Origin of the sequence: Roseibium salinum, from assembly GCF_026240905.1 — a bacterium.
Taxonomy (GTDB): Bacteria; Pseudomonadota; Alphaproteobacteria; order Rhizobiales; family Stappiaceae; genus Roseibium; species Roseibium salinum.
The window spans coordinates 497,174-511,627 of the sequence record NZ_JAPEVI010000003.1; the positions used below are offsets into that span (position 1 = coordinate 497,174).

12 protein-coding genes are annotated in these 14,454 nt (G+C 62.8%); 3 read left to right on the forward strand and 9 right to left on the reverse strand.

Annotated features, from left to right (window positions below; genetic code table 11):
• Positions 1-278 precede the first annotated feature (278 nt).
• The gene (gene alaS / locus ON753_RS06755; RefSeq protein WP_265961808.1) at positions 279-2,936 is read left to right on the forward strand and encodes an alanine--tRNA ligase; all 2,658 of its coding nucleotides are present in this window, start codon (positions 279-281) and stop codon (positions 2,934-2,936) included.
• A gap of 218 nt (positions 2,937-3,154) precedes the next feature.
• A complete protein-coding gene (locus ON753_RS06760) occupies positions 3,155-4,438 on the forward strand; it encodes a cyclic nucleotide-gated ion channel (protein ID WP_265961809.1) in 1,284 nt (427 codons plus the stop codon).
• An 8-nt stretch (positions 4,439-4,446) separates the two neighbouring features.
• Here ON753_RS06760 and ON753_RS06765 read toward each other — a convergent pair whose 3' ends face one another.
• The 6 genes from ON753_RS06765 to ON753_RS06790 all read right to left on the reverse strand — a co-directional run bounded on the left by ON753_RS06765 (position 4,447) and on the right by ON753_RS06790 (position 9,475).
• Entirely contained in the window at positions 4,447-5,085 is a 639-nt protein-coding gene (locus ON753_RS06765) for a glutathione S-transferase family protein (RefSeq protein ID WP_265961810.1), read from the reverse strand.
• On the reverse strand, positions 5,082-5,888 hold the full coding sequence (locus ON753_RS06770) for an ABC transporter permease (protein ID WP_265961811.1): 807 nt from the start codon (positions 5,886-5,888) through the stop codon (positions 5,082-5,084). Before ON753_RS06770 ends, ON753_RS06765 begins: the two co-directional genes overlap by 4 nt.
• A complete protein-coding gene (locus ON753_RS06775) occupies positions 5,885-6,493 on the reverse strand; it encodes an ABC transporter ATP-binding protein (protein WP_323054689.1) in 609 nt (202 codons plus the stop codon). The genes ON753_RS06770 and ON753_RS06775 overlap by 4 nt, the downstream gene beginning before the upstream one ends.
• A 125-nt stretch (positions 6,494-6,618) precedes the next feature.
• Positions 6,619-7,836, reverse strand: a complete 1,218-nt coding sequence (locus ON753_RS06780) for an NADP-dependent isocitrate dehydrogenase (RefSeq protein ID WP_265961812.1) — start codon at positions 7,834-7,836, stop codon at positions 6,619-6,621.
• A 578-nt stretch (positions 7,837-8,414) separates the two neighbouring features.
• Positions 8,415-8,585, reverse strand: a complete 171-nt coding sequence (locus tag ON753_RS06785; protein WP_265961813.1) for a hypothetical protein — start codon at positions 8,583-8,585, stop codon at positions 8,415-8,417.
• 392 nt (positions 8,586-8,977) lie between these two features.
• Positions 8,978-9,475 carry a MarR family winged helix-turn-helix transcriptional regulator gene (locus ON753_RS06790; protein WP_265961814.1) on the reverse strand — a complete coding sequence of 166 codons (498 nt, stop codon included), beginning with the start codon at positions 9,473-9,475 and terminating at the stop codon, positions 8,978-8,980.
• Positions 9,476-9,723: 248 nt separating this feature from the next.
• Here ON753_RS06790 and ON753_RS06795 point away from each other — a divergent pair, with 248 nt between their 5' ends.
• Positions 9,724-10,545: an alpha/beta fold hydrolase gene (locus ON753_RS06795; RefSeq protein WP_265967081.1), complete on the forward strand. Its 822-nt coding sequence runs from the start codon at positions 9,724-9,726 to the stop codon at positions 10,543-10,545.
• A 54-nt stretch (positions 10,546-10,599) separates the two neighbouring features.
• On the opposite strand, the gene ON753_RS06800 is transcribed toward ON753_RS06795, so the two are convergent.
• The 3 genes from ON753_RS06800 to ON753_RS06810 all read right to left on the reverse strand — a co-directional run bounded on the left by ON753_RS06800 (position 10,600) and on the right by ON753_RS06810 (position 14,342).
• Positions 10,600-11,325, reverse strand: a complete 726-nt coding sequence (locus tag ON753_RS06800) for an HAD family hydrolase (protein ID WP_265961815.1) — start codon at positions 11,323-11,325, stop codon at positions 10,600-10,602.
• 29 nt (positions 11,326-11,354) lie between these two features.
• Positions 11,355-12,044: a hypothetical protein gene (locus tag ON753_RS06805; protein WP_265961816.1), complete on the reverse strand. Its 690-nt coding sequence runs from the start codon at positions 12,042-12,044 to the stop codon at positions 11,355-11,357.
• 81 nt (positions 12,045-12,125) lie between these two features.
• Entirely contained in the window at positions 12,126-14,342 is a 2,217-nt protein-coding gene (locus ON753_RS06810; RefSeq protein ID WP_265961817.1) for an NADP-dependent isocitrate dehydrogenase, read from the reverse strand.
• Positions 14,343-14,454: the final 112 nt, after the last annotated feature.

A 14,454-nucleotide genomic window follows, 5' to 3' on the forward strand; every position in this document is an offset into this window, starting at 1 on the left:
GACATGAGAAATGGCTTCACCCCGCTTCGTCAGCGCGCTTGACCGGGCGCACAGCCCGCTCTACGCACCCTTCCTAACGGTGTTTCGCCATTTCTCATGCCATTTCGTCCTCATTTATGGGCTCGCACCCTGGCGGTGATCCCGTGCAAGCGCTGGACAGGGTCTGAGCTCAAAGTTAAAAGGCTGTTCCGGCGCGGCTTCCAGGACAGGCCCGCAGCCTCCGATGAATTTGCAACAGGCCCGGTCTGACGCCGGGCACGGACCGATGCGAGACCCGAATGACCGGCGTAAATGAAATCCGCTCAACCTTTCTGGACTATTTCAAGAAGAACGATCACGAAGTGGTCGAGTCCGGACCGCTGGTACCGCGCAACGACCCGACCCTGATGTTCGCGAACGCGGGCATGAACCAGTTCAAGAACGTCTTTACCGGCCTGGAAAAGCGTCCCTATTCGCGTGCGGCGACCGCCCAGAAGGTGGTTCGCGCCGGCGGCAAGCACAACGACCTGGACAATGTCGGCTACACCGCCCGCCACCACACGTTCTTCGAAATGCTCGGCAATTTCTCGTTCGGCGACTATTTCAAGGACCGGGCGATCGAGTTTGCCTGGGACCTGATCACCAAGGTCTACGGCCTGCCCGCGGACAGGCTGCTGGTGACCGTCTATGCCGAAGACACGGATGCAGCGGTCTACTGGAAGAAGATTGCCGGCCTGAGCGATGACCGCATCATCCGCATTCCCACGTCTGACAATTTCTGGTCCATGGGCGATACCGGCCCTTGCGGCCCCTGTTCGGAGATTTTCTACGACCACGGGGAGCACATCTGGGGCGGCCCTCCGGGATCGGCCGAAGAAGATGGCGACCGGTTCGTGGAAATCTGGAACCTGGTGTTCATGCAGTATGAGCAGACCGGGGAAGGGCGTATCGACCTGCCGCGTCCCTCGATCGACACCGGCATGGGACTGGAGCGCCTGGCGACGGTCCTGCAGGGCGTCCACAACAACTATGACATCGACCTGTTCAAGGCGCTGATTTCGGCTTCCGAACATGAAACGGGTGTCGATGCCGAAGGCGATGCGCTCGGCAGCCACCGGGTGATCGCCGACCACCTGCGGTCCACCAGTTTCCTGATCGCCGACGGGGTTCTGCCCTCCAACGAGGGTCGGGGCTACGTTCTGCGCCGCATCATGCGCCGTGCGATGCGCCACGCCCATCTGCTGGGCGCCGCGGAGCCGCTGATGCACAGGCTGGTGCCGACGCTGGTGCGCGAAATGGGCCGTGCCTATCCGGAGCTGCAGCGCGCGGAAGACCTTGTCAGGGACACCCTGAAACTGGAAGAGATCCGCTTCCGCAAGACCCTGGAGCGCGGCCTTGGACTGCTCGACAGCGCGACGGCGGACCTTTCCGCGGGCGGGCAGTTGGACGGCGAGACTGCGTTCAAGCTCTATGACACCTACGGCTTTCCGCTCGACCTGACGCAGGACGCCCTGCGCGCCCGCGACATCTCCGTCGATACGGCCGGGTTCAATGCGGCCATGCAACGGCAGAAGGCGGAAGCCCGCGCGGCGTGGTCCGGCTCGGGCAGCGCGGCCACGGAAGCGGTCTGGTTCGCATTGAAAGAAAAGCACGGCGCCACCGACTTTCTCGGCTATGAGACGGAGACCGCCGAGGGCGTCGTTGCCGCCATCGCTGCCGAGGACAAGGAAGTCGCGAAGCTGTCTGCCGGCGAGAGCGGCTATGTGGTTCTGAACCAGACGCCGTTCTATGGCGAGAGCGGCGGCCAGGTCGGCGATACGGGCGAGATGCTGGGCACGGACCTCAGGGTCAGGGTTACCAACACGCAGAAAAAGGCCGAGGGCCTCTTCGTTCACAGCGTGGTCGTGGAAGAGGGAGAACTGGTGCCCGGACTGGCTCTCGAACTGAAGGTGGACCGTGCCCGCCGCACGGCTATCAGGGCCAACCACTCGGCGACGCACCTGGTGCATGAAGCCCTGCGGGAAGTGCTCGGATCCCATGTGGTTCAGAAGGGCTCTCTGGTGTCGCCGGAGCGGCTTCGCTTCGACTTTGCCCATCCCAAGCCGCTGGCGGAAGAGGAACTGGAAACCGTCGAATCCTACGCCAACGAAATCGTGCTGCAGAATGCGCCGGTCGAAACCCGCCTGATGGCGGTGGACGAGGCCATCGAAGCCGGCGCCATGGCGCTCTTCGGCGAGAAATACGGCGATGAGGTCCGTGTGGTCTCCATGGGCACCGCGCTTCATGGCGACAAGGCAGACAAGACCTATTCGCTGGAACTGTGCGGTGGTACGCATGTGAGGCGCACAGGCGACATCGGTCTGGTGACGCTCGTTTCCGAAGGCGCGGTCGCCGCGGGCGTGCGCCGTATCGAGGCGCTGACCGGATCTGAAGCCCGCGCCTACCTGGAGAGCCAGGACAGGCGCATGCGCGAGATTGCCGGCATCCTGAAGACCGGCGCGGAAGAGGCGCCGGCGCGGGTGGCCCAGCTTGTCGAGGAGCGTAGGAAGCTGGAAAGGGAACTGGCCGATGCCCGCAAGAAGCTTGCCATGGGCGGTGGCGGCGAGGGCGGCGCACCGGTGAAGGAAGCCGGCGTCTTCAAGCTGATGGCCCGCAAGGTGGATGGCATCAACCCGAAGGACCTGAAAGGCATGGCCGATGAAGCCAAGGTCCAACTCGGCTCCGGTGTCGTGGTGCTGATCAGCGTGGCGGAAGACGGCAAGGCCGCAATCGTGACCGCGATCACCCAGGACCTGACGGACAAGGTCAGTGCCGTGGACCTGGTGCGGATCGGGTCGGAAGCCCTCGGCGGGCGCGGCGGCGGCGGACGCCCCGACATGGCCCAGGCCGGCGGTCCGGACGGCTCGAAAGCCGATGCGGCGATCGCAGCCATCGAAGCGCATCTGGCCGGACTGTAACACGCCTGAACCGTATTGTGATGTGCGGGGGAGGATTTGCCTCCCCCGTCGCTCATGCTGGGGAGGCTTTCGGTCTCGGGCGCCCTCCACAAGGCCCTGCCTCCTCAACGCGCGTCGCTGCGGCCTGTCGCAGCTCGCCCCGGGTACGGCTTTGTCCTTATTCCTTCTTCCGCTATTCATGAAACACTAAGAGACAACCATCAATCGCGGAGCGTGATGTGCGGAGCGGGGACGTCAAGCAGGTGCTTTATGAGGTGCTGGAAGACACGGGCGGGCGGCGGGTCGCCGCACGTCTTCTGCGCCAGTTCCTGATCTTCCTGATCATCAGCAACATTGCGCTGGCCGTGGTCGAGACGGTTCCCGAGGTTCACGCGTTCCTGGGTGACCACCTCAAACTGGTGCAGCTTGGCTGCGGGGCGATCTTTCTTGCCGAGTATATCCTGCGGCTCTACGTGGCGGATCTGCATCCGCCCCTGCGGCGCTTCGGCCCGATCCGTTCGCGCCTGCGCTATGCCGTGCAACCCGATGCCATCGTGGACCTGATCGGGGCCCTGCCTCTGCTCTTCGTTCTGTTCCTGCCGGATCAGGCCGTCACGATTGTCGTTGTCCTGCGGCTGTTGCGCTTCTTCAAGCTTGCCCGCTACTCGCCCGCCCTGCGCTCGCTCATTTCAGCGGTTGCGGCCGAGAGGAAAGCGCTGCTCGGGTCGAGCATGATCATTTTCGGGGTCGTCCTCCTGGCCGCGACGCTCATGTACCTGATCGAAAACCAGCATCAGCCGGAGAAATTCCGCTCCATCCTGCACGGCATCTACTGGGCGATCACGACGGTGACCACCGTTGGCTACGGGGATGTCGTGCCGGTCAGCAATCTGGGCAAGATGATCGGCGGCGTGGTGATGCTGATGGGTTATGGGCTCATCGCGCTGCCGGTGGGTATCATCGCCTCGGCCTTCGCGCGTGAGATTCACAGCCGGGATTTCGTGGTGACCTGGTCCATGGTGGCAAGAGTGCCCCTGTTTGAGGATCTCAAGGCGACGGAAATTGCCGAGGTCGCCAAGCTTCTGCAGGCCTTGAGCGTGCGCAAGGGCGCCGTCATCGCCCACGTGGGCGATGTTGCCGACCGGATGTACTTCATTTCGGATGGCGAGGTGGCGATCAAGCTGCCCCATGAGACGGTCTATCTCGGGCAGGGCAGCTTTTTCGGCGAATTGGCGCTGATCAACCAGACCCCGCGCACCGCCGCCATCATTGCCGATACCGATTGCCAGCTTCTGGTTCTGGAGGCCGGCGCCCTCAAGCATTTGATGGACCGGGACGCGGCGCTGGCCAAAAAGATCATGGAGGAAGCCCGCGCGCGCGCCTTTGCGGGCAAAAAGGTTCTGGGAGAGCTGGCCGAGGAAGAGCTGCAGCAGGCCGGTGTCTTCGCCTCGGCGGACGAGATCCGGGAAGAGCCGGAGCTGTTTGCCGACGACGGGCGGGAAACGGAAAAAGATCCCGCCTGACCGGCCGCTCAGTCCGGCCTGGCCGGCTCGCTCGTCACGAATGACGCCCGGCCCTTGAATCTTGCCAGCCATTCCGACAGCTTCGGAGCCGCCTTCAGCAAGAAGCCGCCTTCCTCCGCCTTTTCGAAAAGGGCGAGCATCGGCGCTGCATGGCAATCGGCCAGGGTGAGCTGTTCGCCGAGCAGAAAAGGACCGGGGACAACGAGTTGTTCCAGAGCGGCGATGATCTTGCGGGCAGGCCCCAGGGCGGAGGCGATCCTGACCTCGTCGGCAGACCCGCCGCCGCGCGTCTTGCTCACCCGCTCGACATAGATGTCCCAGACCAGCGTCCGGTAGGCGTAACCGTCCATGATCGACTGGATCTGGGTCATCCGCGCCCGCGCCTCCGGGGTATCGGGCTGCAGCGGCGGCCCGTCCAGGGCTTCATCGATATAACGCAGGATGGCGGTCGTCTCGAACAGCGTGAAGTTGCCGCTTTTCAGTGCCGGGATCCTGCCGAAAGGATGGAGCGCCAGATAGTCGTCCGGCGGGCCGCCGGGGGCGAAGACGTCGACGGAATGGAGCCTGTAGGCAATGCCCTTTTCCTCCAGGGCCAGGCGCGCCGCGCGGACGTAAACCGAATAATCCGCTCCGTGAAGTTCGATCATGAGGTGCCTCCGGTAAGTCTGTCCAGGCGCAGCCTGTGTCTTGTGTCCGTCAGGCGCCAGATGCTGCCGAAGGTCGCCCCGAGAACGCCGAGGCCCGTGGCGCCGCCAAGCAGGAACATGATGAGAAGCTGGTATTTGACCGCTTCCTGCGGATCGATGCCGGACAGGATCTGACCGGTCATCATGCCCGGCAGGGAGACCACGCCAGTGGCGGCCATGGCGTTGATGATCGGCGTGAAGCCCGAGCGCAACGCCCTGCGCAGCACGGGACGGATCGCCACCCACCGGGTGCGGCCCAGAAGAAGCTGGGCCTCGACCTCACGCTTGCCCTGCGCAAGACCGCTGTGCAGGGTGTCGAGACCCAGGCTGACGCCGGTCATGGTATTGCCCAGCACCATGCCGAATAGCGGCAGGGCATATTGAGGCAGCCAGACCGGATCCGGGCGGATCTGACCGGCAAGGGCGTAGAAGGTCACCAGCGTTCCGGCGATCAGCATCGCGCCTGCGCCGAGACCGGGCCCCCACAGTCCCGTCAGCCGCCGCTCCTGACGGGCCCAGATCTCCCTGCCGGCAAAGACCACCATGACGGCGGCGGCCAGCAGCGTCCACACAAGGGAAGCGGACAGGAAAATCGCCTTCAGGATCAGTCCGACGAGTATGAGTTGTACTGTCATGCGCAGGGCCGAAACGATCAGCGTGCGGGTCAGGCCGAGGTCGAGCGCAATTGAAAAGACGGCGTTCAGGATCAGGAAGACGGAGGCCGCCACGACATCCCAGTAGGATAGAACGTGATAGGTGTTCATCGGGCCACCTCCTGTGGCTGGTCCGCGGTCAACCTGCCGCCCGTCATCTTGAAGCGGCGGGCGCCCAGTCTCTTGGGCTGATCCGGATCGTGGGTGACCAGCAGGATCGCGCAGCCGGCATGCATCCGCTCTTCAAGAAGGGCTTCCACGCGCTTCACGGAGGGCGGGTCGAGCGCGGAGGTGGGCTCGTCCAGCAGCAGAACCTCCGGGTGGAGCTGGAGCGCACGAACAAGCGCCAGGCGCTGGCGTTCGCCCGTCGACAGCCTGGCGATCTGCCAGGAAAGGGATCCGCCGAGGCCGACGGCCTCGAGTTGCTCCTCAAGTTCCGGTGTTTCCTCGAAATGGTCCCGCACGCGCTCGGCCCACCAGCCGCTTTCCGCGGGGATGAAGGCGACCTTCCTGCGCCACTGCGTTGCGGCCATCGCCTCGCGGGCGACACCCTTCAGAAAAACGGCGCCGCTGCTGACGTCGAGATCGGCAATCGCGCGCAGGAACAGGGTCTTGCCCGAGCCGGACGGGCCGGAAACCGAAACGCAGCTGCCCGCGCCGAGCGAAAGGTCGACCGGGCCGATCAACGGCGTCTTCAGCTCTTCGATTGCCAGCACCGGTGTTCTCCTCAGGCCCGCGACCCGAGTCGGAGCCTAACCCGCGGCCGGATGGCGGACAATGAAAACGCTCCGGAGATCGTCTCCGGAGCGTGTGTTTTGCACTGGGGCCAAATTGACTGCGCTCAGAGCTCGCTCACCGCCTTTTGCAGGCCTTCGTCGATCTTGTCCAGGAAGCCGGTGGTGGTCAGCCAGGGCTGATCCGGACCGACGAGCAGGGCGAGGTCCTTGGTCATGTGGCCCGATTCCACGGTTTTGACGCAGACGTTTTCCAGCGTCTCGGCAAAGCGGGCCAGCTTGTCGTTGCCGTCGAGCTTTGCCCGGTGGGCGAGGCCGCGGGTCCAGGCGAAGATCGAGGCAATCGAGTTGGTGGAGGTGCTTTCGCCCTTCTGGTGCTGGCGGTAGTGCCGCGTGACCGTGCCGTGGGCGGCTTCGGCTTCGACGATCTTGCCGTCCGGTGTCATCAGCACGGAGGTCATCAGGCCGAGAGAGCCGAAGCCCTGCGCGACCGTGTCGGACTGGACGTCGCCGTCGTAGTTCTTGCAGGCCCAGACATATCCGCCGGACCATTTGAGCGAGGAGGCGACCATGTCGTCGATCAGGCGGTGCTCGTACCAGATGCCGGCTTCGGCGTATTTGTCCTTGAATTCGGCCTCGTAGATCTCCTCGAAGATGTCCTTGAAGCGGCCGTCATAGGCCTTCAGGATCGTGTTCTTGGTGGACAGATAGCACGGCACGGCGCGCTGGAGGGCGTAGTTGAGGGACGCGCGGGCGAAATCGCGGATGGAATCGTCCAGATTGTACATGGCCATCGCCACCCCGGCGGACGGGGCATCGTAGACTTCGTGCTCGATCACCTTGCCGTCTTCACCGGTAAAGGTGATGGTCAGCTTGCCCTTGCCGGGAAAGCGGAAATCGGTGGCGCGGTACTGGTCGCCGAAGGCATGGCGGCCGACGATGATCGGCTGGGTCCAGCCGGGCACCAGGCGGGGCACGTTCTGCATGATGATCGGCTCGCGGAAGATCACCCCGCCGAGAATGTTGCGGATCGTGCCGTTGGGCGAGCGGTACATGCGCTTCAGGCCGAATTCCTCGACCCGGGCTTCGTCCGGCGTGATGGTGGCGCATTTGACGCCGACGCCGTGTTTCTTGATGGCATTGGCGGCATCGACCGTGATCTGGTCGTCGGTCTCGTCCCGCTTCTGTATCGAGAGATCGTAGTATTCCAGGTCGATATCGAGATAGGGATGGATCAGCTTTTCCTTGATGAAATGCCAGATGATCCGGGTCATCTCGTCGCCATCGAGTTCTACGACCGGATTGTCGACTTTGATCTTTGCCATGGAAACTCGGCCTCGCGTTCTTGAAAAGGTCGGTTGGGTACGTCGATCAGGATACAGGCTCACATTACCGGCTGAAGGGGCGAAGCGGCAGGGGAAAGCTTCCGCCCGACCTCCATACGTGTCGCCGCGGCAAATCGAAACCGGCTTGCCGTCTCCGAGTATGATCCATTTCAGTCGATTTTGTGAGCTATGGCCCGATCTCTGACCCGATGATTTAGCAGATTCTGATTGTGTGCGCTTGTATACAAAATCTGTCTGATTAGGCAAGGGGGAGATGTCGGGATGCGCCGTCCTGTCACCTTGGGCGGGGAGGCCAGGTGATTGATGCGGGCAGCACTGGACGATTGTTCAGGGGATCGCACTTTCGCGTCATCGCACTGGGGAACTGAGCGAATTCATCCCAAGTCCGCGCCGAGGTCGGTCCTACCCGGCAGGAAGACCCGGTGGTGCCGCGTTGCCGACTGCGGGCAGCAGTGGCCGTGGTGGCCTTGTCCAATGACAAGCGTGAGATCTGCGTCCCGAACCGACTGGTTGCCGCCCGGTATCCATTCACAGGTATCGTCGAACCGCCCGGTTGCTTATCTCTTCTCGACCGACCGGCTGATTTCGGTGAGCACACCGAAAGCGACCGCCGCCAGGATCTTCAGGAGGCCGCTGTCGATAGCCTGCTGGGTCGTCAAACCCCACAGGAAGAGCCCCGGACGGGGCTCGGCTATGGCGCCTGAAGCAATTCCAAAGGCAACTGCCATTTGGATACAACCAAGGATAAATGCAACTCCCGCGATGAACGCGCCCAATTTAGTATATGGCATTGCGAATTCTCTGGATGTGTTTGAGCTTTATTTCAGATTACCCTTGGTAATATAGTTTACAAGTGTTTATTCCAATTATCGTAAATACAGAAAATTTTAATGAAAGAGACTTGCTTAAGTATATTTCATGTCGCCGGAGGCGAAATATACCGTGCGATCAAATGCTTCAATCCGCTCCGTTCCCGCTCCGCCAACCCCGCTTTCCTGTCGGCAAAGCCGCTGTCAGCGCCGCTCTGCGCGCGCAGGCGGGCATTGGCCCCCGGCAGCCTGGACCCAACAGCCCCGGTCGTCCAGGCCGTTCCATGAACAACCTGTTGGGGGCGCCACCGCTAGCTTTTTCCGGAGGACCTCAAATTCGAGCGCAGCTTGGCGAGCGCGGTTGTCAGGTCGTTGATCGCTTCCCCTGTGAGACCGGATGCTTCCGCGACACAGTCGGGAACGGCCCCTGCCTTTTCTTCGAGCGCGGACCCCTGAGGTGTCAGCGTGACCTTGACCACCCGCTGGTCTTCCCGGTCCCTGATCCTGTCGACCAGCCCCATCGTCTCGAGGCGTTTTATCAGCGGCGTCACGGTGTTGTATTCCAGGCTGAGCGCATCGCCGAACTCCTTGACCGTACGCCCGTTGCGGCGCCAGAGCAGGGTCATGACCAGATATTGCGGATAGGTGAGCCCGAGGTCTTCGAGAAGTGACCGGTAGATGTGGTTGAACGCCAGGTTGGCTTCATAGACGGCAAAGCAGAGGAAATCGTCCAGTTCAGCGCCAGGATCTGGCGCTTGGGCGTCGGACAGGAGCCTTGAAGGCTCTCGCGGGTCGGTTTTTTCAGACATGTGTCGTTCCTAAGCAGCAATTTTTTCATTGGCAAGTATTGACAGGCCGCGCGCATGCCGTCATATACATCGCGCGCAATTAAATCGTGCACGAGGTAAATGGAGACGATCTGATGGGAATCAAGATCAAGGGGCCGCAGATGAACCGCCGCCAGACACTGATTGCCGGCGGGATATTCGGGCTCGGCATGGCGCTGGCCCCGGGTTTCGGGGTGAGCAAGGAACTGTTGAACAAGGAGAATTTGAAAATGACCACTTTCACGACGTCCGATGGCGCTGAGATATTCTACAAGGACTGGGGACAGGGACAGCCGATCGTCTTTTCCCACGGCTGGCCTCTTTCCGCCGACGCCTGGGACGCGCAAATGCTGTTCTTCGGCCAGAACGGCTTCCGGGTGATCGCCCATGACCGCCGCGGTCACGGCCGCTCCGGCCAGCCCTGGGACGGCAACAACATGGACCGCTATGCGGACGATCTGGCCGAATTGATCGAACGCCTGGACCTCAAGGATGTCATCCTGATCGGACATTCGACCGGCGGCGGCGAGGTCTCCCGTTATGTTGGCAGGCATGGGAACGACCGGGTCGCGAAGGTGGTTCTGGTCGGCGCGGTTCCGCCGCTCATGCTGAAGACCGCCGACAATCCGCATGGCACGCCCATGGAGGTCTTCGAAGGCATCCGCCAGGGCACGGCCTATAACCGCTCGCAGTTCTTCAAGGACCTGACGATCCCCTTCTACGGCTTCAACCGAGAGGGCGTGGAGAGCAACGATGGCTTGCGCGAAAGCTTCTGGCTGCAAGGCATGGCCGGGGGCATCAAGGGCCAGTATGACTGCATCCACGAGTTCTCCGAAGTCGACTACACCGATGACCTGAAAGCCATCAGGCGGCCGACCCTGGTCGTCCACGGCGAAGACGACCAGATCGTGCCGATCAAGGCGTCTGCGCACCGGGCCGCGGAGATCGTTGTCGACGCGACCCTGAAGATCTACCCGGGCGCCGGCCATGGGCTGGCACAGTTGCAGGCCGAGGAGTTCAACAGGGACGTGCTGGCATTTATCCGCGGGTAGGTTCCGTTCACAAGATTTCTACGAACACAAGCAGGGCGGCTCGCAAGGCCGCCCTCAGTCTGCGAGTGCGTCGCCTTTCGCGGCGATCAGCGCGGAAAGATCCTTGACGCTGCCGAGGACAATATCGGCCAGCGGCTCCAGGTCTTCGCGCCCACTGGTGCCGGACAGGACGCCGATGGCGAGGCCGACTCCGGCGGATCTGGCCATCTCCAGATCGTGGGTGTTGTCGCCGATGACGGCGATTTCGCCAGGGGCAAGGCCGAGAGCCTCGGCGAAGGCGTGGACCATGCCCGGTTCGGGCTTGGGGCCGAAGCCGGTGTCGTAGCCGGTGACGAATGCAATGTACTCCGCCATTCCGGAGCCTTTCAGAAAGGTGCGGATCGCGGCCTCGCTGTCGCTGCTGGCGACGCCGAGCAGATATCCCGCCCGGCTGAGGATCTGGAGCGTTTCCAGGATGCCGGGCAGGGGCGGCGCGTCGTGCATCCTGGCGATGAAGATCCGGTCGAGTTCGACCGCCAGTGCATCCGGTTCGAAGGCGGCGCCGGCTGCAATCCAGGCGACGGCGATTTCCGCCGAGTTTCCGGCGGCAAGCAGCGAACCTGCGGCCGACTTGCGGGTGACCGGGTCCATACCCGTCTTTTCAAGAAAGGTCTGCGCCCGTTCCCGGTTGCCGTCGGCGGCGAATAGGGCGGCCGTCTCGTAGGCTGGTGTCCAGGCCGCGTCGAAGTCGAGGAGGGTGCCGTCCTTGTCGAAGAGGACGGCCCTGATGCCGGTTTTCATGAGTGCGCTGATCTCCACGCTGTCGTGTTTCAATGCAAGGCCGGATCGGTGAGCGCGCCGCGTTCGCACAGGAGCATGTCCAGGAGGAACGGTGCGTTCATGGTTCCCTCACGGGTCGGGCGCCAGATCCCCTGTCCGTTGCCCTCAAGAACTCCGAGCCTTTCGTAGGCGCTCAGCAGCGCTTCGCGCGGGGATCCCGGATCGGCGTCTATTTCATTGCCGGTCGAGGCAAAGAAGTCCCGGAAGTAATGCAGCGCTTCGACCGGCAGGTCGCGGTGATGGCTGTCCATCTGCGAAAAGTTCCTGGCAAAGGCCTCCAGGGGGCCAAGCTCGCCGCCGGCAGCGTTCACCTGTGCCCGCTGAGCCGCCAGAAAATCCGGTGCGTATTCGCTTCCGTAGCCGGTCAGCGTATGGCCCTCGAGCATTTCGCGCAGTTCTTCCGGAACCGTCTCATGGTCGGCAGCCATGTAGCCCAGGTGAATGAGCCGGGCATAGAGCTCGTTGGTGACCGAGCCGCGCCCCGTCATCAGCACCGCCTCGTCACCCGCCTTGCTCTTCTGGATCGCCGCCTCAACCGTCGACCTGTCCCCGTCGCTCAGCGCATGAACCAGAAAACAGGTTTCCGCCCACCACTTGGCATCGCGCGGCCCGTCGCGGGACGACAGGATCCTGAATTCCTTTTGGGCACCGTTCTTGAGCACGGTGGGGGCATTGGTCATGGTCGGATCCGGCGAGCAGGCTGGAAAGGATACAAAAAGGGCAGCCGAAGCTGCCCTTTCGATTATGCATTTTTGCAGCGCTTAGCCAATGACGCCGTTAAGCGTTGCGCTTGGGCGCATGGCCGTGGAGACCTTGTCCTGCGGGGCGTGGTAGTAGCCGCCGAGATCCACGGGCGAGCCCTGGACGCCGTTGAGTTCGCTGACGATGGCGTCTTCGTTGGTGGCAAGCGCCTCGGCGATCGGGGTGAAGTGGGCCTTCAGCTCGGCGTCCTTGTCCTGCTCGCTCAGGGCCCGGGCCCAGTAGAGGGCGATGTAGAAGTGGCTGCCGCGGTTGTCGAGGCCGCCGACCTTGCGGGACGGGGACTTGCCGTTGTCGAGCAGCTTTTCAACCGCCGTGTCCAGGGTTTCGGCAAGCACGGCCGCTTTGGCATTGTCCTTGGCGTTGGCAAGGTGCTCCAGCGAGGCGCCGAGGGCGCAGAACTCACCGAGCGAGTCCCAACGCAGGTAGTTTTCCTCGATCAGCTGCTGAACGTGCTTGGGAGCCGAGCCGCCGGCGCCGGTTTCGAACAGGCCGCCGCCATTCATCAGCGGCACGATGGACAGCATCTTCGCGGAGGTGCCGACTTCCAGGATCGGGTAGAGGTCGGTCAGGTAGTCGCGCAGCACGTTGCCGGTAATGGAGATGGTGTCCAGCCCCTTGGCGATCCGCTCCGTGGTGTATCTCGCCGCTTCGGTGGGCGCCATGATCTGAAGGTCCAGGCCGGACGTGTCGTGCTCCGGCAGATAGGCTTCGACCTTTTTGATCAGCTCCGCGTCATGGGCGCGGGTCCTGTCCAGCCAGAAGATGCCCGGCATGCCGGAGAGGCGGGCGCGGGTGACGCCGAGCTTGACCCAGTCGCGGATCGGTGCGTCCTTGGTCAGGCAGGCGCGCCAGATGTCGCCTTCCTGAACGCCATGTTCGATCAGCGTGTTGCCGCTTGCGTCGACGATGCGGATCGTGCCGTCGGCAGGGGCCTTGAAGGTCTGCGGATGGGAGCCGTATTCCTCGGCCTTCTGGGCCATCAGGCCGACGTTCGGCACGGTGCCCATCCTGGCCGGATCCAGCGCGCCGTTTTCGCGGCAGAAGTCGATCACGGCGGAATAGACGCCGGCATAGGAGCTGTCCGGGATCACGCATTTCGTGTCGGCTTCGTTGCCGTCCGGGCCCCAGCCCTTGCCGCCCGCGCGGATCAGCGCCGGCATGGAGGCGTCGATGATGACGTCGGAAGACACATGCAGGTTGGTGATGCCCTTGTCGGAGTTCACCATGTACATGGCCGGGCCGTCCGCCATGGCGGCCTTGATGTCCGCCTGGATTTCGGCGGCTTTGCCCGCCGGCAGCGTCGCGACCTTGGCTTCCAGGTCGCCGATGCCCAGATCCGGGTTGGCGCCGAGCTCGGCAAGGGTGGCGGCGTGCTTGTCGAAAACGTCCTTCAGGAACGTCTTGACGCAATGGCCGAAGATGATCGGGTCGGAGACCTTCATCATGGTGGCCTTCATGTGCAGCGAGAACAGGACGCCCTGGTCCTTCGCGTCCTGGATCTGGTTTTCCAGGAACGCATTGAGCGCCTTGACGCTCATGAAGGTTCCGTCCACGACATCGCCTTCTTCCAGCAGCCAGCCGGTTTTCAGCGCAGTGACGGAGCCGTCGCCTGCCACGAATTCGATTTTGGCCTTGCCCGCGGAAGCGGCCGGAATGGTCACCGACTTCTCGTTGGCCCGGAAGTCGTGCTCGCCCATGGTCGCGACATGGGTTTTCGACGACGGCAGCCATTCGCCCATGCGATGCGGGTTCTTCTTGGCGTATTCCTTGACGGCCTTGGGCGCGCGCCGGTCGGAGTTGCCCTCGCGCAGAACCGGGTTCACGGCAGAACCCTTGATGGCTTCGTATTTGGCCTTGACGGTCTTTTCCTCATCCGTCTTCGGCTCGTACGGATAGTCGGGCAGCTTGTAGCCTTGGGCCTGCAGTTCCTTGATCGCCGCGTTCAGCTGCGGCTGGGAGGCGGAAATGTTCGGCAGCTTGATGACATTGGCGTCCGGCTGTTTCACCAGCGCGCCGAGCTCCGCCAGATCGTCCGGCTGCTTCTGATCATCGGTCAGATATTCGGGGAAATTCGCGAGGATGCGGCCGGCGAGGGAAATGTCCTTCGTGCCGACACTCAGGCCGGCCGCCTTGGTGAAGGAGCGGATGATCGGCAGGAACGAGGCGCTTGCCAGTTCGGGTGCTTCGTCGACCTTGGTGTAGATGATGTCGGCCATGACTGTCACATTTCCTAGCGTTCGGTACGTGGTCACTGGGAGCGAAGGGAGCTTGCTCCGGATGAATTTCGAGATGCGTATACAATTGTACGCAATCAATTGCCAGCCCTTC